A 22617-nucleotide genomic window follows, 5' to 3' on the forward strand; every position below is an offset into this window, starting at 1 on the left:
CGCATGAGGAGCGCCATGACGCCGCCGACGCAGAAGAACGCGAACGACGTGACCAGGTACAACGTACCGATGGTCTTGTGGTCGGTGGTCGTCAGCCACTTCACCACGACGTTGCCGGGCTGCCGGCGCCTGACCGGCAGCTCGTTCTCGTACGAGTCCTCAGCTGCGGAGGCACCCTGGGGTTCGTTGAGGATGCTCACAGGACGTTCGACTCCCGGTTCTTCTCGGGGCTCGTTTGCTCGATGCCGGCCGGAACGTAACCGGTCTGCCCGTTCTTGGCGATGTCCTTCAGGTGCTTCTGGTAGGCCTCCGGGGAGACCACCTTCACGTTGAAGAGCATCCGGGAGTGGTCGACGCCGCACAGCTCGGCACACTTGCCCATGTAGGTGCCCTCGCGGTTGGGGGTCACCTGGAAGGAGTTGGTGTGGCCCGGGATGACGTCCTGCTTCATCAGGAACGGCACCACCCAGAAGGAGTGGATGACGTCCCGCGAGGTGAGGACGAAGCGGACCGTCTTGCCCTTGGGGAGCCAGAGGGTCGGACCCGGGTTGTTGGTGTCCGGGTTCCGCTCACCGGGGGTGCCGCAGGTGTAGACGCCGCCCGCGTCGGACGGGAAGTCCTTCTTGTACCGGTCCGGGATCGCGGCCAGGTTCTTGTCGGTCTTCGCGTCCCCGTCGGAACCGGCGACGTTCTCGATGTAGTTGAAGCACCAGCTCCACTGGAAGCCCACCACGTTGACCGTGACGTCGGGCTTCTTCTCGAGGCTCAGCAGCTTCGACTCGTCACGGGCCGTGAAGTAGAACAGCACCGAGACGATGATGATGGGGACGACCGTGTACAGCGCCTCGATCGGCATGTTGTACCTGGTCTGCGGAGGAACTTCGACCTTTGTGCGACTGCGCCGGTGGAAGAAAGCACTCCACAGGATCAGGCCCCACACCAGCACGCCGGTGGCCAGCGCGGCAGCCCAGGAGCCCTGCCACAGGGAGAGGATCCGCGGAGCCTCTTCTGTGACCGGGGTGGGCATACCAAGGCGGGGGAAGTCCTTGTATGTGCAACCGGTGGCGGTCGCCAGGACCAGGCCCGCGGTCATTGCCTGCAGCAGCTTCCGCCGCATCGGGCGCCGCGGCGAGCGGTCGGAGCCGTTGGGACTCACGTAGCGCCTTCCCGAGAGTCTCGCCCGCGCGGTTGGCTGCGGCCTGACTTCTCGCTGGTCGGTCGCCGCCCTGCGTCGGGCAGGGGTTTGGATGTTTATGCGGACCAAACCCTAGCCGACGCCCTCCGGGGGGTCGCGGGGAGGGTGGCATACGCGCCGCCCGTCACCCCGAAGGGGTGGGACGAGCGCCTGATAGCGCCTAATAGCTCGTCAATGCGGCTTGTGCGGCGGCTGCGGCCCGCCGTGGCCGGTCGCGCCGGCGCGGCGGAGCCCGTAGATCGAGAACAGTTCCGCACCCCTGGGGTGCCAGCCTCACCGGCGCTTTACCGTTGGGGTGTGTCCTACTTCGACGCTGCTTCCGCCGTCCCGCTTCATCCCGTCGCCCGACAGGCCCTGTCGGCCTCGCTCGACGAGGGGTGGGCGGATCCCGCCCGGCTGTACCGGGAAGGGCGGCGGGCCCGGATGCTGCTGGACGCGGCGCGGGAGGCGGCGGCCGAGGCCGTCGGGTGCCGGCCGGACGAGCTGGTGTTCACGTCCTCCGGGACGCGGGCCGTGCACTCCGGGACGGCGGGCGCGCTGGCAGGTCGCCGGCGGGTCGGACGTCACCTGATCGTGTCAGCCGTCGAACACTCCTCGGTACTCCATTCGGCCGAGGTGTTCGAGGCGGACGGCGGGGCGGTGACCCGGGTGCCGGTGACCCGGACCGGTGCGGTCACCCTCGAGTCGTACGCCGACGCCCTGCGGTCCGACACCGCGCTCGCATGCCTGCAGTCGGCCAACCACGAGGTCGGGACCGAACAGCCGGTGGCGGCGGTGGCCGAGCTGTGCCGGGAGGCGGGGGTGCCGTTGCTGGTGGACGCCGCCCAGTCGCTGGGATGGGCGGCCGTGGAGGGCCCCTGGTCGCTGCTGGCGGCGAGCGCCCACAAATGGGGCGGGCCCTCGGGCGTCGGACTGCTCGTCGTGCGCAAGGGCGTGCGGTTCGCGCCGCAAGGGCCCCTGGACGAGCGGGAGTCGGGGCGGGCGGCCGGGTTCGAGAACCTTCCGGCGATCGTGGCCGCGGCGGCCTCGCTGCGGGCGGTGCGGGCCCAGGCGGCGGCCGAGGCGGACCGGTTGCGGGAACTGACGGCGCGGATCCGCGCGCGGGTGGCGGACGTCGTCCCGGACGTCGAGGTGGTCGGGGACCCGTATCGACGGCTGCCCGGGATCGTCACCTTCTCCTGTCTGTACGTGGACGGGGAGACGCTGCTGCACGAGCTGGACCGGGAGGGTTTCTCGGTCTCGTCCGGATCGTCCTGCACCAGCAGCACGCTGACGCCCAGCCATGTGCTGCGGGCGATGGGGGTGCTGAGTGAGGGAAATGTGCGGGTCTCGTTGCCGGCGGGAGCGGCCTCGGCCGACGTGGAGCGGTTCCTCGACGTGCTGCCGGTGGCCGTGGCCGCGGTGCGGGAGAAGCTCGGCGCGCCCCTGCCCGGCCCGGCGGGCGCCCCGGAGGTCCGGCCCGCCGGGGACGCGCCGACGGCGGACGCGGGCTCGGCGGACGCGGGCTCGGCGGACGCGGCGGACGAGCTCGCCGTGGACGCGGCGGACGTGCTCGTGGTGGACGCGCTGGGCCGGCGGTGCCCGATCCCGGTCATCGAGCTGGCGAAGGTCATCGGGGACGTGCCGGTGGGCGGCACGGTGCGGGTGCTGTCCGACGACCAGGCGGCCCGGCTCGACATCCCCGCGTGGTGCGAGATGCGGGGGCAGGAGTACGCCGGTGAGGAGCCGGCGGACCGAGGCTCTGCCTACGTGGTCCGCCGGCTGTCCTGAGTCGGGCCAGGCCCGTGTCAGGCCAGGTGCTTGCGGACCTCGGCGCCCGCCTCGTCGCCGTAGGCCTTGGTGAAGCGCTCCATGAAGTGGGCGCGGCGCAGCTGGTACTCCTGGGTGCCGACCGTCTCGATCACCAGGGTGGCGAGCATGCAGCCGATCTGTGCGGCGCGCTCGTGGGAGACGCCCCAGGCGAGGCCGGAGAGGAAGCCGGCGCGGAAGGCGTCGCCGACGCCGGTGGGCTCGACCTTGGCCTCCTCCTCCGGGCAGCCGACCTCGATCGGGTCCTCGCCGGCGCGCTCGATGCGGACGCCGCGCGCGCCGAGGGTGGTGACGCGGTGGCCGACCTTGGCCAGGATCTCGGCGTCCGACCAGCCCGTCTTGGACTCGATGAGGCCCTTCTCGTACTCGTTGGAGAAGAGGTACGAGGCGCCTTCCAGCAGTATCCGGATCTCGTCGCCGTTCATACGGGCGATCTGCTGGGAGAAGTCGGCGGCGAACGGGATCGCCCGGGACCGGCACTCCTCGGTGTGCCGGAGCATGGCCTCCGGGTCGTCGGCGCCGATCAGGACCAGGTCGAGGCCGCCCACGCGGTCGGCGACGGTCTTCAGCTCGATCAGCCGGGCCTCGCTCATCGCGCCCGTGTAGAAGGAGCCGATCTGGTTGTGGTCGGCGTCGGTGGTGCACACGAAGCGGGCGGTGTGCAGGGTCTCCGAGATGCGGACGGAGGCCGTGTCGACGCCGTGCCGGTCGAGCCAGGCCCGGTACTCGTCGAAGTCCGCGCCCGCGGCGCCGACCAGGATCGGGCGGGTGCCGAGCTGTCCCATGCCGAAGGCGACGTTCGCGCCCACCCCGCCCCGGCGTACGTCCAGGTTGTCGACCAGGAAGGAGAGCGAGACCGTGTGGAGACGGTCCGCCACGAGCTGATCGGCGAAGCGGCCGGGGAACGTCATGAGGTGGTCTGTCGCGATGGAGCCGGTGACTGCGATGCGCACGGCGAGGACTCTCCTGAGGGGAGGGGGATTGACAGTTCACGCTACCCGCTCGGCTCCCGCCACTGAAGCAGAGGAAACTACCCGATAGTAGATCTTTCTTCGCGGGCCACGGCGTGCCTACCGTTCGACTATGACGAACCTCAAGGTCCACACCCCCGCTCCGGCCGACCCCGACGGCGACCTCGCGTCGCTGCGCGGCGACTGCGCGCGGATGGCTCCGCACTGGGCCGCCCCGGAGAAGATCACTTCCCGTCCGGTCTCGCCGTCACTCATTCACGGCGTGAACGTTCCCGCGACGTCGGCGCGGCTGCTGGAGGCCATGCCGGACTACGGCAACTAGACCTGCCGTTCGGATCACTCGGGGTGCCCCCTGGGGTGATCCCCCGATATTTCCTTCGGCACGGCGCACGGAAGGGAACCGTGCGCTCCCCCGTCGCGTCCCATCGGCGTCCCTCGTGAGGGGGATGCGGGGTACGACAGCAGGGCAGCCGAAGGAGCGATGCGGTGAACACCGAGCGACCCGAGAACGACGACGCCGCGCGCGAGCCGGAGAAGACGTCTTCCGCCGAGGCGAAGGCGCAGGACGCCGAGCAGGCGCGGCCGCGCGAGGCCGGGCCGACGGACGCGCAGCCTGCGCGTGCCGAGGCCGACGAGGCCGACGAGGCCGGGCGGACGGAGCCTGAGGTCGGCCCGGCGGACGCTGAGGCAGGACCGGCGGACGCTGAGGTCGGCCCGGCGGAGGCTGCAGGCCCGGCGGAGGCTGAGCCCGCTGCTTCGGACGAGGTCGCGGCGGAAGCCGGCGCCACACAGGAAACCGTCGGACCGGACCCGGCCGACGGTAAGAATGAGGTCGGCGGCCCGAACCCGACCGACGGTTCGGGTGAGGCCGGCGCTCTGAAGGAGGCCGCCGCTTCGGGTGAGCCGGACGCCTCGGACCAACCCGGTGAAATGGCCGAGACCTCGAGGGAGGTCGCCGACCCGGTCGAGGCCGGGGTTCGCGACGAGGGCGCCGTCCTGGACGGACCTTCGGCGGCGGACGGCGGCCGCGGCGACGGTCACGGCGAGCCCGTCGTCGGCGCGGTGGGCGACGGGGGGCCTGTTCCCGGACCCCGGCGCCGCTCCCCCCTGCTCATCGCCTCCGTAGCGGCGGCCGTCCTGCTGGTGGGCGGCGGCGGCGCCTATCTGACCGCCGGCGCGGTGGGCGGCTCGGGCGGCGGCTCCGGTTCGGGGTCGCCCTCCGGTGGCGACTCCCCCGCCACGCTCGCCCTGGACGACTACGCCGCGGGCAAGGGCGCCTCCCAGGGTTCCTCGAACGGCATCGCGCCCGGCGAACCCAACCCCTACGGGGTGACCTACCAGGCCGCCGGCACACTGCCCGACGGTCCCGGCTCCGCGCCCGTGTACTGGGCGAAGGGCGAGGTCACCGCGGACGAGGCGGCCCGGCTGGCGAAGGCGCTGGGGGTCGACGGGACGCCGGTGGCCGACGGCGAGGCCTGGCGGATCGGCGCCGGCGACAGCTCCGGGCCGGCGCTGCGGGTGAACCGGCAGGCGCCCGGCATGTGGACCTTCACCCGGTACGCCCCGGGCGCCGACAACTGCACCTCGCTCAGCGACAAGTGCGCCCAGTCCCCGACCCCGGCCACCGACGAGCCGGTGAGCGAGGCGGCCGCGAAGAAGGCGGCAGCGCCGGTCCTGAAGGCGCTCGGCCAGGACGACGCCAAGGTGGACGCGAGCCTGACCATGGGCGCCCAGCGCATGGTGAACGCCGACCCGGTCGTCGGCGGGCTGCCGACCTACAGCTGGACGACCGGGATCAGCGTCAACGCGCAGGGCGAGGTCGTGGCCGGGAACGGGCAGCTGGAAGCGCCCGCGAAGGGCGACACGTACCCCCTGGTGAGCGCGCAGGAGGCGCTGGACGCGCTGAACGCCGCGCCGGGGACCGGCCATCGGATGGGCATCGGCGGCTGTGCCAGCCCGGTGCCGCTGAAGGACCGGCTGGAGAGCCCGTGCGGCGCCTCGACGTCCGCTCCCGCGCGGCAGACGGCGACCGTGGAGGACGCGGTGCTCGGGCTGGCCCCGCACACTTCCGGCGGCCGGCAGGTCCTCGTGCCGTCCTGGCTGTTCGCCGTGAAGGCGGCGGGGGACGCGGACGGCTACACCGTGGCGCAGCCGGCCGTCGAGCCCGCGTATCTCAAGTCCGCCACGACGCCGGCCCCCACGCCGCGGCCGACCGGCTCTTCGGGGACCCGTGACGTGAAGGTGGACGGTTACTCCGCCGAGGGCAGGGAACTGACCGTCAGCTTCACCGGCGGGGTGTGCGCCGACTACAAGGCGACGGCGACGGAGAGCAAGGACGAGGTGAAGGTCACGGTCACGCAGACGCCCTGGCCGGACAAGGTCTGCATCATGATCGCCAAGGAGTACCACCAGGTCGTGCAGCTGGACGCAGCGTTGGGCGCCCGGAAGGTGGTCGGCTCGAACGGCGCGGGCGTACCGCTGGAGAAGCCGGGGGCCCGGCTTCCGCAGACCCGGTGACCCCCGGGGCGGGCCCCGGACCGACATGACCGACCCGGGGAGCGGCCCGGGCGGGATGTGCTGGACAGAGCGCAGCACGAAGGCGGCGGTCCCCTCGGAGGGGGCCGCCGCCTTCGCGTCGCTCAGCACGGTTCGCGGCGGAACCGGGCGACGGCCTAGCTGAAGGAGTCGCCGCAGGCGCAGGAACCCGTCGCATTCGGGTTGTCGATGGTGAAGCCCTGCTTCTCGATGGTGTCGACGAAGTCGATGGAGGCGCCGCCCAGGTACGGGGCGCTCATGCGGTCGGTGACGACCTTGACGCCGTCGAAGTCCTTGACCACGTCACCGTCGAGCGAACGCTCGTCGAAGAAGAGCTGGTAGCGCAGGCCGGAGCAGCCGCCGGGCTGAACGGCGACACGCAGCGCCAGGTCGTCGCGGCCTTCCTGGTCGAGCAGGGCCTTGACCTTCGCCGCGGCGGCGTCGGACAGGAGGATGCCGTCGCTGACAGTGGTCTTCTCGTCCGATACGGACATCTACATCTCTCCCGGGTTGTACGGAGACTGCTTGCCGACGTGTGCAACCGTCGGGACCGCGGATTCATTCCGGGGCCGAGGACTCGTGTTTCCGTTTCTTTCCTCTTCTTGTCTTTCATGCTCGCACACCCGCGGTGGAGCGGACAGCGCCCTCGAGACCCGCGCCTTCCTCACGCCGTCGTCACGCCGGCCTGAGGCCGGTGCGAGGACGGGTCCCGCGTTTCGGGATTCACGTCACATCGACGCAATGACCATCGTGAAAGTGCCGGGGGGCGGGTTATGATAGATAACGTCAATTCGACGAAAAGTAGAAAGGGTGCGTGTCGTGACCACCGCCCAGCCCACGGAGCTCGACGTACAGCCGACTCCGCTCGCCCTGTTGCTGCTCGGCCGCGAGGCCGACCCGAAGAGCGAGCGGGGCGTCGAGTGCCCCGGCGACCTGCCCTCGCCCTCGGACCCGGACCTGGTCGAGCGCGCCCGCGCAGCCAAGGAGAAGCTCGGTGACAAGGTCTTCGTGCTCGGTCACCACTACCAGCGCGACGAGGTCATCCAGTTCGCCGACGTCACGGGCGACTCCTTCAAGCTGGCCAGGGACGCGGCCGCCCGCCCGGAGGCCGAGTACATCGTCTTCTGCGGTGTGCACTTCATGGCCGAGTCCGCCGACATCCTGACCTCCGACGACCAGAAGGTCGTCCTGCCCGACCTCGCCGCCGGCTGCTCGATGGCCGACATGGCCACCGCCGAGCAGGTCGCCGAGTGCTGGGACGTGCTGACCGAGGCCGGCGTGGCCGAGCAGGTCGTGCCCGTCTCGTACATGAACTCGTCCGCGGACATCAAGGCGTTCACGGGCAGGCACGGCGGCACGATCTGCACGTCCTCCAACGCCCAGCGGGCCCTGGAGTGGGCCTTCGAGCAGGGCGAGAAGGTGTTGTTCCTGCCCGACCAGCACCTCGGCCGCAACACCGCCGTACGCGACATGGGCATGTCCCTCGAGGACTGCGTCGTGTACAACCCGCACAAGCCGAACGGCGGGCTGACCGCCGAGCAGCTGCGCGACGCGAAGATGATCCTGTGGCGGGGCCACTGCTCGGTGCACGGCCGCTTCAGCCTGGAGTCGGTCGACGACGTCCGCGCCCGGATACCCGGCGTCAACGTGCTCGTGCACCCCGAGTGCCGGCACGAGGTCGTGGCCGCGGCGGACTACGTCGGCTCGACGGAGTACATCATCAAGGCGCTGGAGGCGGCCCCGGCCGGTTCCAAGTGGGCCATCGGCACCGAGCTGAACCTGGTCCGCCGTCTGGCGAACCGTTTCGCGCCCGAGGGCAAGGAGATCGTCTTCCTGGACAAGACGGTCTGCTTCTGCTCGACCATGAACCGCATCGACCTCCCCCACCTGGTGTGGACCCTGGAGTCGCTGGCCGCGGGCAAGCTGGTCAACCGCATCGAGGTCGACCGGGAGACCGAGGAGTTCGCCAAGCTGGCGCTGGAGCGGATGCTGGCCCTGCCGTAGCCGGACCGCCGGCGCGCCCGTCGAGCCGGATCGCCCGGATCGCCCGGAACACCCGGATCACCCCGACTGCGGTCACTGGTCGGGGCGATCGGGGTCCAGTGTGAAGACGGTCCCGTCGGGGCTGAGCACGATCAGGGCGCCCTCGTCGAGGAACACGCGCGCCGCGGCGTAGCCGGACGCGACGACCTGGTCGGCCCTCGCGGCGGACTCCCACAGCAGTTCGCCCGTCCCGACGTCGACGGCGGCGACCCGTCCGGAGGCGCTGGCCGCGAACACCGCCCGTCCCTGTCCGTCGGCGGCGGGCCTGCCGGGCTGCTGAAGGGTCGTCGCGGTCTGCCACAGCCGCTTGCCCGTCCCGGGCGCATGGGCGACCATCTGCCCTCGGGAGTTGGCGAAGCAGAGCACCCCGCCCGCCAGCGCCACCTGCCCGCGCGGACTGCCGGGCAGCTTCACCTTCCGCACGGCGCCGGTGCCCGGGTCGATCAGGAGGACCTCGCCGTACGCCGACTCGTCGAAAGTCCGCTGTCCCCGTGGGACCTGCGCCACGAAGACCAGGTCGCCGTCGACGGAGCCGACGTAGTCGACGTCACCGTCCGGCACGCTCACCTTGCGGGTCGAGCCGTCGGCGGGGTCCACGGCGTAGAACACGTTGCGCGACGGTGTGCCCGCGTCGGTGCAGTCGGCGTAGGGGACGCCGTCGGCCTCCTGGAACTCACAGGAGTAGGTGGACCCGGCGGGCACGGTGGCCGTCCAGCGCACGGCGCCGCCGCGCAGTTCGCGGGCGGTGACGCGGTAGCCGTCCGCGGTCAGCAGGAGGTCGCCGACGACCGCGGGGTCGACGTGGCCGGTCCCACGCAGCGGGCGCGACCAGAGCAGCTTGCCGGTGGCGGTGTCGAGGGCGAGTGCGGTGGCGCTCTGGTCGTTGCCCGCCTTGTTCATCACGAACTCCGACACCAGCAGCACACCGTCGTGCACCCCGAGGACCCTGCTGTTGAATCTCACCTGCGACAGGCCCGGCGGAAGGGACTCGGCGCGCCAGGCGATCCGGCCGGTCGCCCCGTCGACCCGGACCGGGAGGGTGCCGTCGCCTCCGCAGTACAGGGCGCTCTTGCCCATCACACAGGACAGGGAGGCGCCGTCGGGTGCTCCGCCGCCCAGCGGTTTCCTCACCCCGGTCGCGGCGGCGCCGTACACCGAGGTCTGCCAGGGCTTCCAGCCGTTGGGCAGCGGGCCCCAGCCGACGGACCGGCCGCCGGTCGTGCTGCCCGGCTCCTCGGTCCTGCTGAAGGGGGCCACGTCGAGCAGCAGGTAGCCGGTGACGGCCAGGGCGAGGACACCCGCCGTCCCGGCCAGGACCGGCCACCGGCGCAGCCGGGAGCGGCGGCCCGGGCGGGGCCCCGCGGCGGTGCGACCCGGTTCGTCGCCCGTCGCGGGCGGCGGCGGCAGACGCAGGGACACCGTCTCCATGTCCCCCGCCGCAGGCCCGGGCAGCACCCGGGCGAACTCCTCCGCCAGCTCCTCGAGTTCGGGCCGGCTCTCGGCGTCCTTGGCCAGACAGCGGGTCAGGACCGTGCGCAGCGGCTCGGCCACCGCCTCCACCTTCGGTTCCTCCTGCATCACCCGCCACGCCGTGAGATACGGGCTGTCCGCGTCGAAGGGGCCGCGTCCGGTCGCGGCGAACACCAGCAGCGCGCCGAGGGAGAACACGTCCGAGGCGGGGCCGACCGAGCGGGCGTCCGAGAACTGCTCGGGCGACATGAACGGCGGGGTGCCGATCATCTTGCCGGTCTCGGTGAGCGTCTGGTTCTCCGCCGCCCGGGAGATCCCGAAGTCGATGACGCGCGGCCCGTCGTGGGCCATCAGGACGTTGCCGGGCTTGAGGTCCCGGTGGACCACACCGGCCCGATGGATCTCCCGCAGCGCCTCCACCAGGCCGAGGGCGAGCCGGCGCAGTTCCGCGCCGCGCAGCGGGCCGTGGTCGCGGATGCGGGCGGAGAGCGCGGGGCCCGACACGTACTGCGTGGCCATCCAGGGCCGGACGGCCTCCGGGTCGGCGTCCACGACCGGGGCGGTGAAGGCGCCGCTCACCTTGCGGACCGCTTCGATCTCCTGCCGGAAGCGGGCGCGGAACACCGGGTCCTCGGCGTACTGGGCGTGGACCACCTTGACGGCGACCTCGCGCCCCGAGCGGGACCGGCCGCGGTAGACGACGCCCATGCCCCCGGCCCCGAGCCGGTCGACGATCCGGTATCCGCCGAGTGCCTTCGGGTCGTCCTTGTGCAGCGGCACCGCGCCCGTCCCCCTCTCGCGCAGATCATTTGAGGTGCCAGCATAGGGAAAGCCTCCGGGGGACGGAGACCCGAGGGAAAGGGCTTCACCCGCCGGGACCGAGGGCGCCCTCCTCACTCCGCTCTCGGGCGTACCAGGCCCGACTCGTAGGCGATCACCACGAGCTGCGCCCGGTCGCGCGCGCCCAGCTTCGCCATGGCCCGGTTCACATGCGTCTTGACGGTGAGCGGGCTGACCTCCAGCCGTTCGGCGATCTCGTCGTTGGAGTGACCGCCGGCGACCAGCACGAGGACCTCGCGCTCGCGCACGGTGAGCGCGCCGAGCCGGGCGGAGCGGGCCGGGTCGTGGTCGTCGTCCGCGCCGCCCTGCGCGAGGAAGCGGGCGATCAGGCCCTTGGTGGCGGTCGGCGAGAGCAGCGCGTCGCCGCCCGCGGCGATCCGGATCGCGTTCAGCAGCTCCTCGGGCTCGCTGCCCTTGCCGAGGAAGCCGGAGGCCCCGGCCCGCAGCGACTGCACGACGTAGTCGTCCACCTCGAAGGTCGTCAGGATGACCACCCGGACATGTCCGAGCGTCGGGTCGGCGCTGATCAGCCGGGTCGCGGCCAGGCCGTCCGTACCGGGCATCCGGATGTCCATCAGGACGACGTCGACGGGCCCCTCCTTGGCCAGCCGCACCGCCTCCGCGCCGTCGGACGCCTCACCGACCACCTCCATGTCGGGCTCGGAGTCGACGAGCACACGGAAGGCGCTGCGCAGCAACGCCTGGTCGTCGGCGAGCAGGACGCGGATGGTCATACGGGATCCTCTGCGGTGCGGGGCTCGGCGGTACGGGACGGCTCCGTAGCGGGCGACGACCCGCGGGACGGCTCCGTGCGGGGCTGCGGGGGGCGGCACCGTGCGCTGGGGGGCCGGCCGGGCGGGAGCTGCCCGGCGCCGGGCTCGTCGGCACGGCTGCCGGTGGCGCGGGTCGCCGGCTCGGCGGCGCCGGTACGGGGCTTGACCGGCAGGATCACGTGGACGCGGTAGCCGCCGCCGTAGCGGGGGCCGGTGGTGAGGGTGCCGCGCAGGGCCGTGACGCGTTCGCGCATGCCCAGCAGACCGTGCCCGCTGCCCGCCGCCGGCGGGGCGTCGTCTGCCTGCTGCCCGTCGTCGAGGACCGTGACCTCGATGTTCGGCCCCACCCGTACGACGCTGACCTCGGCCTTCGCAGCCGGTCCGGCATGCTTTTGGACGTTGGTGAGGGCTTCCTGGATGACCCGGTAGGCGGCCAGGTCGACGGCGGCCGGAAGCTTCGTCTCCTGGTCGGCGCGGGCCACCTCGACCGGGAGGCCGGCGCTGCGGAAGGTGCCGGCGAGCTCGTCCAGGCGGTCGAGGCCCGGAGCGGGCTCGGTGGGGGCCTCCGGGTCGCCGGACTGGCGCAGCAGACCCACCGTGGCCCGCAGCTCGTTGAGCGCGGAGCGGCTGGCCTCGCGGACGTGCGCGAGGGCCTCCTTGGCCTGGTCGGGTCGCTTGTCCATGACGTGCGCGGCGACTCCGGCCTGGACGTTGACCAGGGCGATGTGGTGGGCGACGACGTCGTGCAGGTCGCGGGCGATGCGCAGTCGCTCCTCGGCGACCCTGCGGCGGGCCTCCTCCTCCCGGGTGAGCTCCGCCCGCTCGGCGCGGTCCCGGATGGCCTGGACGGCGGCCCGGCGGCTGCGGACAGCGTCGCCCGCGGTGGCGCCGATGCCGGTCCAGGCGAGGATCCCGAGGTTGTCCTGGGCGTACCAGGGCAGCGGTCCGGCGAGCATGGCGGCGCCGGTGAGGACCGTCATGGTGAGCAGGCCGGCCCGCAGGGTGGTGGGGCGGTCGGTGGCGGAGGCGACGGTGAACAGGGCGACGACGGCGGACATCGCCACGGGGGCGCGGGGGTCGCCGGTCACGGACTCGGCCACGGACGCCGCGCCGGTGAGGGCGAGGACCGTCATGGGTGCACGGCGGCGCAGGACGAGCGCCGCGGCGCCGAGGGTCATGAGCAGGAGACTCAGCGGGTCCGGCGTGCGGATGCTCCAGGTGACGCTCTGCTCGCCGTGCGGGTCGACGAGGGAGCCGGCGAGCATGCAGAGGAGGACGCCTGCGGCGAGAGCGGCGTCGAGGGCGAGGGGGTGGGCCTTGAGCCGGCACTCGGCCCGGGAAAGGAGGGTCACTTTCTGGTTGCCGTCGCTTTCCTCGCCGTAGCTGGGGGCTGGCGCCCCCGGACCCCGCTGCCGGCCCCGAACGGGCCTCGTCCTCAAGGGCCGGACGGGCCGAAGGACCGTGACCGGCGCCGAGGAGCCGGCTGAGGGGACGTGGGCGTCAGCCCGGGATCAGGCCGTCGTCGCTCAGCATCTCCCGGACCTCCTCCAGGCTCGCGTCCGGCGAGGGCAGGATGAGCTCGGAGGGTTCCAGTGCCTCGTCCGGCAGGGGGGCGCCGAGGCGGCGTACGGCGTCCAGGAGGGCGCCGAGGGTGCGGTGGAAACCGTCCTCGTCGCCGCTCTCCATCTCCGCGAGGAGGTCGTCGTCCAGCTTGTTCAGTTCGACGAAATGGGAGTCGGCCAGCTTCCACTGGCCCTCCCCCATGATCCGTACGATCACGTCGCCCTCCTCGGCTCCGGGCCCCGGCGCCGGGCTACTGCTTGTCGAAGCGCGGGGTGTCCTGCGGCTGCTGCTGGGACTGCGACTGGCCCGTGCCGCCCTCGATGGCCTGCTGGCCGGCGGACGGGCCGCCGGCGAGCTCGGCCTTCATGCGCTGCAGCTCCAGCTCTACATCCGTACCACCGGAGAGCCGGTCCAGCTCGGTCTGGATGTCGTCCCTCGCGATGCCCGTCGGGTCGTCCAGGGCGCCGGAGGCGAGGAGCTCGTCGAGGGCGCCGGCCCGGGCCTGCAGCTGGGCGGTCTTGTCCTCGGCGCGCTGGATGGCCAGGCCGACGTCGCCCATCTCCTCGGAGATGCCGGAGAAGGCCTCGCCGATGCGGGTCTGGGCCTGGGCGGCGGTGTAGGTGGCCTTGATGGTCTCCTTCTTCGTGCGGAAGGCGTCCACCTTGGCCTGCAGTCGCTGGGCCGCGAGAGTGAGCTTCTCCTCCTCGCCCTGGAGCGTGGCGTGCTGCGTCTCGAGGTCGGTGACCTGCTGCTGGAGGGCGGCGCGGCGGGAGAGCGCCTCGCGGGCGAGGTCCTCGCGGCCGAGCGCGAGCGCCTTGCGGCCCTGGTCCTCCAGCTTGGAGGACTGCGACTGGAGCTGGTTCAGCTGGAGTTCCAGCCGCTTGCGCGAGGTGGCGACGTCGGCGACGCCGCGGCGGACCTTCTGCAGGAGCTCCAGTTGCTTCTGGTACGAGTAGTCGAGGGTTTCGCGCGGGTCCTCGGCCCGGTCAAGGGCCTTGTTCGCCTTCGCGCGGAAGATCATCCCCATACGCTTCATGACACCGCTCATGGGCTTCGCGCGCCCCCTTCTGACGGACTCCGGCTCTCAGGTCTGCGACAGAACCCACAGTACGGGCCCTGCCTCCATTGACGCACTGTTCGGGGGCGGATGCGCTCCTCCCCAAGGACGACTGACAGGGCCCGGGCTCCGGCGTGAGGAGTAGGTGACCGTCAGGGGCGCGACGCGCCGCCCTTCGCCCCTCTTCCTCGTTCTCGCCCGGTCTGTCCCTTCTACAGACGACTGGTGTTGCCGGATCGTTCCCCTCCGGGCTGGGGTCCATGCCCAGGAGCGCTTACCCTTGGGTTTTGTGTTCCGAAGCCGTGCCAAGGAAGAGAAGGCCCCCGCTGAAGCGGTGGTGACCGACTCCAAGCAGCCCCGTGACCCTCAGGCGAAGAAGGGCAGGCCCACGCCCAAGCGCAGTGAGGCCCAGACCCAGCGCCGCAGCGTCGCCAACACCTCGACGTCGCGCAAGGACGCCGCCAAGCGGCAGCGCGACGAGCGCCGCGCCCAGATGGACCGGCAGCGCAAGGCGCTGGCCGGCGGCGACGAGCGCTATCTGCCGGTCCGCGACAAGGGCCCCGTCCGCAAGTTCGCGCGCGACTTCATCGACGCGCGGTTCAACGTGGCGGAGTTCTTCCTGCCGATGGCCGTGGTCATCCTCGTGCTGAGCATGGTGCGGGTGGGCTCGTTGCAGACCATCGCGCTGCTCCTGTGGCTGATCGTGATCGTCCTGATCGTGCTGGACTCGCTCGCCACCGGCTTCCGGCTGCGCAAGCGGCTGGCCGAGCGCTTCCCCGACCAGAACCGGCGGGGCGCGGTCGCCTACGCGCTGATGCGCTCGCTGCAGATGCGCCGGCTGAGGCTGCCCAAGCCGCAGGTCAAGCGTGGAGCGCAGCTCTGAGCACTGCGGCTTTCTCCGGGGGAGCGGCCGAGGCCTGGCTGAACAGGCTGGGCGGGCTGCGTGACGTCGTACGTCAGGAGCTGGTGGCCCGGCAGCTCGACGAGCAGATGGCGGGGCGCTATCCCGTGGGGCAGCGGCTGCGGGTCCTCGACGTCGGGATGGGGCAGGGCACGCAGGCGCTGCGGCTGGCCCGGCTCGGTCATCAGGTGACCGGGCTGGAACAGGACGCGACCATGGTCGCCGCGGCCCGTGAGGCCCTCAAGGGCGAGCCCGAGGGCATCCGGGAGCGAATGCGGATCATCGAGGGCGACGGCCGGGACACCGGGGTCCACTTCCTGCCCGGCAGCTTCGACGTGGTGCTGTGCCACGGCGTGCTGATGTACGTGGAGGCGCCGGACGCCCTGCTGGCGGGGCTGGCGCGGATGCTGGCTCCCGGCGGGCTGCTGTCGCTGCTGGTGCGCAACGCGGACGCGCTGGCCATGCGGTCCGGGCTGGCCGGGGACTGGGCGGGCGCGCTGGGCTCCTTCGACACCGTCTCCTACCGCAACCGGCTGGGCCTGGACGTCCGGGCCGACCGGCTGGCGACGCTGACCGACACGCTCGCCGGGATCGGGGCTCCGCTGCAGGCCTGGTACGGCGTGCGGGTCTTCACGGACACGGCCGCGGACGACGCGGAGATCCCCGGCGACCTCGAGCGGCTGCTCTCCGCCGAGGAGCGGGCCGGGCGGACCGATCCCTACCGGCAGGTCGCGGCGCTGCTGCATCTGTGCGGGGTGCGCGGCTGAGCCGGGTGCGCGGCCGAGCGGACGTGTTCCGCTCGTTCGGGTGAACCGCTGCCCGCCGCGCGACGGGGGTGAACGGGGGCGGGACGGCCGTGGTCCGGCCGCCCCGCCGCAGGGCTACGCCTCGTTCGCGTGCAGGCTCATCGGGCCGTAGATCTCGGTGGACTCCTCGTAGAGCCGCACCTGGTCCGCACCGCCCTCGAGGAGGTCCTTCCAGACCTCCCCGATCCAGGACTCGGCGTCCCCCTGCGTGGTGAACTCGTCGGGCTGCACCGCGGGTTGGACCTCCGTCCCGTCGGCCTTCTCGAACCGCCACGTCCATGCCGCCATGTACGCCTCCCAGCTGTGACCACGTGCAGAGCAGAAGCCGGATCCAGGTCCGGCTTCCGCTCTGAGCCTAGGGCCTGTCCGGCGGCCCGTGCCGAAGACGCGGGATCTCGTACGTTCCGGTCCGGCGCGGGCCGGATGCGCGGGACCAGGCCCGACGCGCGAAAATCAGCTCCGTGGAAGTCACTCTGCTCGGTACCGGCGCCCCCGCGGGACTGCCCCGCCCCGACTGCTCCTGCGCCGTGTGCGCGACCTCGCTCGGCGCGCACGCGCGGGCCGCGACCGCGCTGCTCGTGGACGGCGCCCTGCTGCTCGACCTCACGCCGGGCGCGGCCTTCGCCGCCGCGCGGGCGGGGCACTCGCTGGCCGGGGTCGGCCAGGTGCTGCTGACGCATCCGCACGACGGTCCGCCGGTGGAGGTGCCGGCCGGTCTGCCGCAGCCCGGCCGGGTGCCGGACGGCCAGGAGTTGGCGCCGCTGACGGGGCATCGGGTGCGGGCGGTGGCGATGGACGCGCCGGGCACCGGGTACGCGGTGACCGGGCCCGACGGGCAGCGGCTGCTGTACCTGCCGCCCCGGGGCGCGCCGGCGGGCCTGGAGGCGGGGTCGGAGCACGCCGGGCGCTACGACATGGTCCTCCTGGACGTGGTGGGCCGGCCGGACGCGCTGGCGAAGCTGCGGGCGGTCGGGGCGGTGGGGCCGACGACGGACGTGGTCGCCGTCCACCTGGACCACGACGTGCCGCCGGGCGCGGAGCTCGGCCGGCGGCTCGCGGCGGCGGGAGCGCGGGCGGTGCCGGACGGGACGACGCTGACGGTGGGGGTGTACGAGGACGTGCCCGACGTGCCGCGGCGGACGCTGGTGCTGGGCGGGGCGCGGTCGGGAAAGTCGGTGGAGGCCGAACGGCGGCTGGAGTCCTTCCCGGACGTGTTGTACGTGGCCACCGGCGGGACCCGCGGCGGCGACACCGAGTGGGCGTCCCGGGTGTCCGCGCACCGGGAGCGGCGGCCGGGTTCCTGGCGGACGACGGAGACCTGCGACCTCGTCCCGTTGCTGGCGCAGGCCGGGGCGCCGCTGCTGATCGACTGTCTGTCGCTGTGGCTGACGGACGTGATGGACGCGGCCGGGGCGTGGGACGACGCGGTGTGGGCGGACGGCGGCGAGAAGACGCTGCGGGCGCGGGTGCGGGAGCTGGCGGACGCCGTGCGCTCGGCCCGGCGGACCGTCGTCCTGGTGTCCAACGAGGTCGGCTCGGGCATCGTGCCGGCGACGCCGTCGGGACGGCGGTACCGCGACGAACTGGGGCGGCTGAACGCGGCGGTCGCGGCGGAGTGCGAGCAGGTCGTGCTGGTGGTGGCGGGCCAGGCGCTGGTGCTCCGCGGCTGAACCGCCGCCCCCGGCCCGCCCGTTCAGAACCCGGGCCGCACCCGCCGCCCGCCGCCCGCCGCCCGCCGAGCGGCGGGCCGGCGCCGGCAGCCTCCGCCGAACCGCCGTCCGGGCCCGCGCGGTTCGCCGTTCGGGCTTTGGCGCCTTCGGCCGACGCCCGTGCCGGCGGGCCGTGGCGGTGCGGTTCGCCGGCGGCCCGGTCAGGGTCTGCGGGCGACGATCCGGTAGGCGTTCGAGAAGCGGGTGCGGCGCAGGGCCGGGGCCAGGAGGTGGTCGAGGGCGGCGGCCAGGGTGACCAGCGGGCCGGCCGCGGCGCGCAGCCGGGTGCGGCGCAGGCAGAGCGAGGCGGCGGCCGCCAGGTCCCCCGGCGCGTGCGGTCCGCTGCGGTCCGCCACGACGATCTCGCAGCCCCGGGCCTCGAGTTCGGCCCGCAGGTTGGCCTGCGGGATCAGGTGGAGGTGGCGGGGCTGGTCGTGGTCGGGCCACCACTTGCCGAGGACCGCGGCGGAGGCGCTGGCCGGGTCCGGGAGTTCGAGGAGCAGATGGCCGCCGGGGCGCAGGGCCGTCAGCGCCGCGGCGAGCTCCTGCCGTGGGTCCCGGGTGTGCTCCAGGTGGTGGAGCATGCTGACGACGTCGTAGCGGCCGCGCAGCCGGGACAGCGTCTCGGGGTTCGTCAGCCGTCCCATGTGGGCCTCGTCGAGCCGTCCGGCCGCGTGCGCCCACCGCACCGTGGGCGCCGGGTCCACTCCGTCGAAGGCCGTGTAGGCGAACAGTTCCCTCGCCGCCTCCGGGAAGGCCGCGTCCCCCGTTCCGACGTCCAGCCAGCTCTCCGGCTCGGGGAAGGGCAGCATGGTGCGGGCCGTCGCCCGCAGGCGTGCGCGGGTGGTCCGGCGGTGGTCCTCCCGCGCGGCGTAGAGCTCCAGCCCCTCGGCGGTCAGGCGCGGGTTCTGGAAGGCGTGCCGGCAGTCCCGGCACTCGTCGACCACGAACGTGCCCGGCCTGGGGTGGCGCAGGTCCGGTGCGCGCAGCCGGGTGCGCAGGCTCTCCGAGCCGCACCAGGGGCAGTCGTCGCGACGCGGCTCGTGGACGGGCCTGGGGGGCATGAGCGGCTCCGGGAGGGCGAGGCGGACGAGGGACAATGTGCGGCAAAACGGAACGTATGGGATAGCGACCGTGGGTGCAATGACGTCGGGCGGGCGTGGTGGCGACGGGGCGCGGAACCGTTCGACCGGTGCCGGTACTGTTCGGCGAATGAGCTCGCTTAATCTCGACGACTTCACCGATCTGATCGAGCGTCCCGACGGCGGCGTGCGCCGCGACGCGGAGGCCCGCCGGGAACGTCAGATCGTGCCGCCCGGGTCGCTGGGGCGTCTGGACGACCTCGGTGAGTGGCTGGCGGCTGCGCAGGGCTCGTCGCCCGTGCGGCCGATCCTGCGGCCGCGGGTGGTGCTGTTCGCGGGCGACCACGGGGTGGCCGAGCTCGGTGTCTCCGTCCGACCGGCGGGCGGCGCCGCGGAGTTGGTGCGGGCGGTCCTGGAGGGCGGCCGGCCGGTCTCCGTGCTCGCCCGCCGCCTCGACGTCCCCGTGCGGGTCGTGGACATGGCGCTGGACTGCGATCCGGGCATCTTCCCGGAGGACGTCGTACGGCACCGGGTGCGGCGCGGCAGCGGCCGTATCGACGTCGAGGACGCGTTGACGGCGGAGGAGGCCGCGGCGGCCTTCGCGGCGGGCGTGGCCGTCGCCGACGAGGAGGCCGACTCGGGAACGGACCTGGTCGTGCTGGGCGACGTCAGCGTCGGCGGGACGACGGCCGCGGGCGTGCTGGTGGCGGCGCTGTGCGGAACCGACGCGTCCGTGGTGACCGGGCGCGGCGGGGAGGCGATCGACGACCTGGCGTGGATGCGCAAGTGCGCCGCCGTCCGAGACGCGCTCCGGCGGGCGCGGCCGGTGCTCGGCGACCAGTTGCAGTTGCTGGCGACGGTGGGCGGGGCCGACCTCGCCGCCATGACGGGCTTTCTGCTCCAGTGCGCGGTACGGAAGTTGCCGGTCGTCCTCGACGGCGTCGTGGCGGCCGCCTGTGCGCTCGTCGGGCAGCGTGTCGCGTTCCGGGCGCCGGACTGGTGGCTGGCCGGGCACTCCAGCGGCGAACCGGGACAGGCCAAGGCGCTCGACCGGATGGCCCTGGAACCGCTGCTCGACCAGGGCGTGAAGGTCGGCGAGGGCGCCGGCGCGCTGCTCGCCCTGCCGCTGGTGCGAGCCGCCGCGGCGCTGGCCGCCGAGCTTCCGGAGAAGCCCGGGGTCTCGCCGGAGGAGACGAAGGACGACGCGGGGGCGGACACGCAGAAGGAGTCTCGGGAAGGGACTCGGGAGGAGACGCAGGGCGGTCCCGAAGACCACTAAAGGGGACAGGCGGCACCAAAGGAGCTGTTTTCCACAAGTGCACCCATATGATCACCGCTCATGGGCAACACCCGGGGCGCCGCCGCCTTCGCCGTCTGGTACCTGCGCGCCGTCGCGTCCGTCAACTTCCTCAGCGCGGTGTGGGTCACCCTGGGGCAGGACGTACGACGGCACAACCAGGCCGACTTCTTCACCCCGTACCTGCTGACGGCCGGATTCGCGTCCGGGCTCTTCACCGCTTTCCTCGCCGTCACCATGGGGCGGCGCAAGCGGGCCGCGTGGATCCTGAACCTGGCCTTGAGCGGGGCTTTCCTCGGGCTGTTCACCCTGGCCATGGCGTTCCCGGAGATCCGGCGCCATCCCCAGAACTGGGTCTCGCTCGCGCTGACCGCCGCGTTCGTCTTCGCACTGCTGGCCGGGCGGAGCGCGTTCTACGCCAAGGGCGACCGGTCCAACCCGCGGCTCGCCGCGGCCGTCGGCGCGGGCGGGCTGCTGGGCGCCTCTCTGCTGGCCGCGCTGCTGGTGACGGTCACCGACCGGGCGTCCACGCCCTCCACGTTCCTCGAACGCTGGCGCTACGGCGCGCTGCGGCTGGTCTCCGTCACGGCGGACGACCACCGCGTCCCCGGGATCGCGCCGCCCACCTGGGTCGACGTCGCCGTCAACGTGCTGAGCACGGCGCTCCTGCTGGCCGTCCTGTACGCCGCCTTCCGCTCCCGGCGGGCCGTCGACCCGCTCACCGAGGACGACGAGAAGCGGCTGCGGGAACTGCTCGACCGGCACGGCGAGCGGGACTCGCTCGGCTACTTCGCGCTGCGCCGGGAGAAGAGCGTGTGCTGGTCGCCGACCGGGAAGGCGGCCGTCGCCTACCGCGTCGTCGGCGGGGTGTCGCTGGCCTCGGGGGATCCGCTCGGCGACCCGGAGGCCTGGCCGGGGGCGATCGAGCCGTGGCTCGCCGAGGCGCGGGCGCACGGATGGATCCCCGCGGTGACGGGCGCGAGCGAGGAGGCCGGGACGGTGTACGCCCGGCACGGGCTGGACGCGCTGGAGCTCGGGGACGAGGCCGTCGTCGAGGTCGCCGAGTTCACCCTCGAAGGACGCGCCATGCGGACGGTCCGGCAGGCGTGCAACCGGGTCCGCCGGGCCGGTTACACCGTGCGCGTACGACGCCACGAGGACATCCCGGCCGACGAGATGGCGTACCTGGTGCGGCGGGCCGACGACTGGCGCGACGGGGCCGCCGAGCGCGGGTTCAGCATGGCGCTCGGACGTCTCGGGGACCCGCGGGACGGGCGTTGCGTGATGCTGGAGTGCACCGACGCCGACGGTGAACTGCGCGCCCTGCTCTCGTTCGTGCCGTGGGGACCGCACGGGCTGTCGCTCGACCTGATGCGGCGCGACCGCCACGGCGACAACGGGCTGACCGAGTTCATGGTCATCGAACTGCTGCGGCGCGCCCGGGAGACGGGGATCGTCCAGGTCTCGCTGAACTTCGCGGTGTTCCGCTCGGTCTTCGAACGGGGCGCCCGCCTGGGCGCGGGGCCGGTGCTGCGGCTGTGGCGGTCGCTGCTGTGCTTCTTCTCCCGCTGGTGGCAGATCGAGTCCCTCTACCGCGCCAACGCCAAGTACCGGCCCGTGTGGGAGCCGCGTTTCCTGCTCTTCGAGAAGAGCGCGGACCTGCCGCGCATCGCCGTGGCGTCGGCCCGCGCCGAGGGCTTCCTGGAGGCGCCCGGGCTGCCGGGACTGCCGGGGCGTCCGCGCCGGGGACGCCTGGAGAGCCTGCGGTGAAGCGGCTCGCCCGCTGGGCCCGCGCCGAGTGGGGGCCGCTGTTCCTGGCCGTGTGCGGTCCGCCGGCGCGGCGGCGGTGGCGGGCGGTCCCGATGACGCTGACGGCGGTGGGGCTGACGTCCCTGACGCAGATCGTGCAGAACCAGTCCTGGGGCTACCGGCCCGTGCAGGACGTCGGCGCTGTGCGGGCCGAGGACCCGCTGTGGCTCGCCCTGTCGCGCACCCCGCTGTCGCTGTTCGTGCCCGCCCTCGACCTGCCGGTCTGGGGCGCACTCGCGCAGATCCTGCTGGTGTTCGGGGTCGCGGAGCTCTGCCTCGGCAGGCCGCGCACCCTCCTCGTCGCCTACACCGCCACGCTCGCCGGCACCCTGTACGCCCGCGTGGGGCTGGCCCTCGGCCCCGGCAGCCCGTTCGGCCTGCCCGCGTCCGACGCGCTGGTGGTGGACACCGGTCCGTCGGCGGCGGTGGTGGGCCTCGCGGTGTTCCTGGGCTGGCGCTTTCGCGCGTACACGACGGCGGCCGCGGTGATCGTCGCGATGGCGGTGGAGGTGCTGCTGAAGAACAACCTGGCCGGCAGGGAGCACCTTGCGGCGATCGCGGCCACGGCCATCCTGTACGCGTGTCTGCGCCGGCGGGACCGGACGGACGGGGCGGCGCGGCGCCCGGGCGGCCGGCGCCGGCGCCGGGGGACCCGCGCGGCCGGCACGGGCGCGGACCCGGAACCGGACCCCGCCCCCCGGCAGCCGCCGGCGGGCCCGCAGCCACCGGACGGCGGGCGCGGGGGGCCGGACCGGCG

20 protein-coding genes and 1 pseudogene are annotated in these 22617 nt (G+C 73.3%); 10 read left to right on the forward strand and 11 right to left on the reverse strand.

The window, feature by feature from the left end; translation table 11 throughout:
* Together ACN6LD_RS38015 and ctaC are read right to left on the reverse strand one after the other, a co-directional pair.
* Nucleotides 1–200, reverse strand: a pseudogene (locus tag ACN6LD_RS38015) (cytochrome ubiquinol oxidase subunit I); the annotation flags it as partial.
* On the reverse strand, nucleotides 197–1156 hold the full coding sequence (gene ctaC, locus ACN6LD_RS38020; RefSeq protein WP_319195944.1) for an aa3-type cytochrome oxidase subunit II: 960 nt from the start codon (nucleotides 1154–1156) through the stop codon (nucleotides 197–199). The pseudogene ACN6LD_RS38015 and the gene ctaC, both read right to left, overlap by 4 nt.
* Before the next feature lie 336 nt (nucleotides 1157–1492).
* On the opposite strand from ctaC, the gene ACN6LD_RS38025 reads away from it, so the two are divergent.
* Nucleotides 1493–2965, forward strand: a complete 1473-nt coding sequence (locus ACN6LD_RS38025; RefSeq protein ID WP_445045540.1) for a cysteine desulfurase/sulfurtransferase TusA family protein — start codon at nucleotides 1493–1495, stop codon at nucleotides 2963–2965.
* Between the two features lie 17 nt (nucleotides 2966–2982).
* Here the strand turns inward: ACN6LD_RS38025 and ACN6LD_RS38030 are convergent, their stop codons facing one another.
* The gene (locus ACN6LD_RS38030) at nucleotides 2983–3957 is read right to left on the reverse strand and encodes a carbohydrate kinase family protein (protein ID WP_319195948.1); all 975 of its coding nucleotides are present in this window, start codon (nucleotides 3955–3957) and stop codon (nucleotides 2983–2985) included.
* Nucleotides 3958–4087: 130 nt separating this feature from the next.
* Here ACN6LD_RS38030 and ACN6LD_RS38035 point away from each other — a divergent pair, with 130 nt between their 5' ends.
* Nucleotides 4088–4297 (forward strand): hypothetical protein, encoded by a 210-nt coding sequence (locus ACN6LD_RS38035; RefSeq protein WP_319195950.1) that lies wholly within the window; start codon nucleotides 4088–4090, stop codon nucleotides 4295–4297.
* A gap of 164 nt (nucleotides 4298–4461) precedes the next feature.
* Nucleotides 4462–6492, forward strand: a complete 2031-nt coding sequence (locus tag ACN6LD_RS38040) for a hypothetical protein (RefSeq protein ID WP_445045541.1) — start codon at nucleotides 4462–4464, stop codon at nucleotides 6490–6492.
* Nucleotides 6493–6647: 155 nt separating this feature from the next.
* Here ACN6LD_RS38040 and ACN6LD_RS38045 read toward each other — a convergent pair whose 3' ends face one another.
* Entirely contained in the window at nucleotides 6648–7004 is a 357-nt protein-coding gene (locus tag ACN6LD_RS38045; protein WP_018848827.1) for a HesB/IscA family protein, read from the reverse strand.
* 325 nt (nucleotides 7005–7329) lie between these two features.
* On the opposite strand from ACN6LD_RS38045, the gene nadA reads away from it, so the two are divergent.
* Nucleotides 7330–8514: a quinolinate synthase NadA gene (nadA, locus tag ACN6LD_RS38050; protein WP_319195952.1), complete on the forward strand. Its 1185-nt coding sequence runs from the start codon at nucleotides 7330–7332 to the stop codon at nucleotides 8512–8514.
* Nucleotides 8515–8586: 72 nt separating this feature from the next.
* Here nadA and ACN6LD_RS38055 read toward each other — a convergent pair whose 3' ends face one another.
* The 5 genes from ACN6LD_RS38055 to ACN6LD_RS38075 form a co-directional block, all read right to left on the reverse strand.
* Complete coding sequence (locus ACN6LD_RS38055; protein ID WP_445045542.1) at nucleotides 8587–10803, reverse strand: serine/threonine-protein kinase; 2217 nt, start codon at nucleotides 10801–10803, stop codon at nucleotides 8587–8589.
* 113 nt (nucleotides 10804–10916) lie between these two features.
* Nucleotides 10917–11597, reverse strand: coding sequence for a response regulator transcription factor (locus ACN6LD_RS38060; RefSeq protein WP_319195955.1), 681 nt, complete (start codon nucleotides 11595–11597; stop codon nucleotides 10917–10919).
* Entirely contained in the window at nucleotides 11594–12988 is a 1395-nt protein-coding gene (locus tag ACN6LD_RS38065) for a sensor histidine kinase (protein ID WP_445045543.1), read from the reverse strand. Before ACN6LD_RS38065 ends, ACN6LD_RS38060 begins: the two co-directional genes overlap by 4 nt.
* Before the next feature lie 148 nt (nucleotides 12989–13136).
* Nucleotides 13137–13415: a PspA-associated protein PspAA gene (gene pspAA, locus ACN6LD_RS38070; protein ID WP_319191431.1), complete on the reverse strand. Its 279-nt coding sequence runs from the start codon at nucleotides 13413–13415 to the stop codon at nucleotides 13137–13139.
* A 34-nt stretch (nucleotides 13416–13449) separates the two neighbouring features.
* A complete protein-coding gene (locus tag ACN6LD_RS38075; RefSeq protein WP_266727278.1) occupies nucleotides 13450–14247 on the reverse strand; it encodes a PspA/IM30 family protein in 798 nt (265 codons plus the stop codon).
* A 298-nt stretch (nucleotides 14248–14545) separates the two neighbouring features.
* Between ACN6LD_RS38075 and ACN6LD_RS38080 the strand changes: the two genes are divergently transcribed.
* Nucleotides 14546–15139, forward strand: coding sequence for a DUF3043 domain-containing protein (locus ACN6LD_RS38080; RefSeq protein WP_319191429.1), 594 nt, complete (start codon nucleotides 14546–14548; stop codon nucleotides 15137–15139).
* Nucleotides 15140–15222: 83 nt separating this feature from the next.
* Nucleotides 15223–15924 carry a class I SAM-dependent methyltransferase gene (locus tag ACN6LD_RS38085; RefSeq protein ID WP_319191427.1) on the forward strand — a complete coding sequence of 234 codons (702 nt, stop codon included), beginning with the start codon at nucleotides 15223–15225 and terminating at the stop codon, nucleotides 15922–15924.
* A gap of 114 nt (nucleotides 15925–16038) precedes the next feature.
* Here the strand turns inward: ACN6LD_RS38085 and ACN6LD_RS38090 are convergent, their stop codons facing one another.
* Entirely contained in the window at nucleotides 16039–16251 is a 213-nt protein-coding gene (locus ACN6LD_RS38090; protein WP_057583381.1) for a hypothetical protein, read from the reverse strand.
* A 173-nt stretch (nucleotides 16252–16424) separates the two neighbouring features.
* On the opposite strand from ACN6LD_RS38090, the gene ACN6LD_RS38095 reads away from it, so the two are divergent.
* A complete protein-coding gene (locus ACN6LD_RS38095; RefSeq protein ID WP_445045544.1) occupies nucleotides 16425–17633 on the forward strand; it encodes a bifunctional adenosylcobinamide kinase/adenosylcobinamide-phosphate guanylyltransferase in 1209 nt (402 codons plus the stop codon).
* 200 nt (nucleotides 17634–17833) lie between these two features.
* On the opposite strand, the gene ACN6LD_RS38100 is transcribed toward ACN6LD_RS38095, so the two are convergent.
* Entirely contained in the window at nucleotides 17834–18736 is a 903-nt protein-coding gene (locus ACN6LD_RS38100) for a class I SAM-dependent methyltransferase (RefSeq protein ID WP_445045545.1), read from the reverse strand.
* A gap of 148 nt (nucleotides 18737–18884) precedes the next feature.
* On the opposite strand from ACN6LD_RS38100, the gene cobT reads away from it, so the two are divergent.
* From cobT to ACN6LD_RS38115, 3 genes are all read left to right on the forward strand, one after another.
* Nucleotides 18885–20033: a nicotinate-nucleotide--dimethylbenzimidazole phosphoribosyltransferase gene (gene cobT / locus ACN6LD_RS38105; protein ID WP_445045546.1), complete on the forward strand. Its 1149-nt coding sequence runs from the start codon at nucleotides 18885–18887 to the stop codon at nucleotides 20031–20033.
* A gap of 60 nt (nucleotides 20034–20093) precedes the next feature.
* The gene (locus tag ACN6LD_RS38110; RefSeq protein ID WP_445045547.1) at nucleotides 20094–21821 is read left to right on the forward strand and encodes a phosphatidylglycerol lysyltransferase domain-containing protein; all 1728 of its coding nucleotides are present in this window, start codon (nucleotides 20094–20096) and stop codon (nucleotides 21819–21821) included.
* On the forward strand, nucleotides 21818–22617 hold an 800-nt coding region (locus ACN6LD_RS38115; RefSeq protein WP_445045548.1), incomplete at its 3' end, for a hypothetical protein. The genes ACN6LD_RS38110 and ACN6LD_RS38115, both read left to right, overlap by 4 nt.

The organism is Streptomyces sp. SAS_272 (assembly GCF_052543235.1).

Coding starts and splice junctions, on each gene's coding strand:
- ACN6LD_RS38035 (WP_319195950.1), top strand. CDS start 4,088: ATGACGAACCTCAAGGTCCACACCCCCGCTCCGGCCGACCCCGACGGC.
- ACN6LD_RS38045 (WP_018848827.1), bottom strand. CDS start 7,004: ATGTCCGTATCGGACGAGAAGACCACTGTCAGCGACGGCATCCTCCTG.
- ACN6LD_RS38060 (WP_319195955.1), bottom strand. CDS start 11,597: ATGACCATCCGCGTCCTGCTCGCCGACGACCAGGCGTTGCTGCGCAGC.
- ACN6LD_RS38075 (WP_266727278.1), bottom strand. CDS start 14,247: ATGAGCGGTGTCATGAAGCGTATGGGGATGATCTTCCGCGCGAAGGCG.
- ACN6LD_RS38090 (WP_057583381.1), bottom strand. CDS start 16,251: ATGGCGGCATGGACGTGGCGGTTCGAGAAGGCCGACGGGACGGAGGTC.
- ACN6LD_RS38100 (WP_445045545.1), bottom strand. CDS start 18,736: ATGCCCCCCAGGCCCGTCCACGAGCCGCGTCGCGACGACTGCCCCTGG.
- cobT (WP_445045546.1), top strand. CDS start 18,885: ATGAGCTCGCTTAATCTCGACGACTTCACCGATCTGATCGAGCGTCCC.
- ACN6LD_RS38110 (WP_445045547.1), top strand. CDS start 20,094: ATGGGCAACACCCGGGGCGCCGCCGCCTTCGCCGTCTGGTACCTGCGC.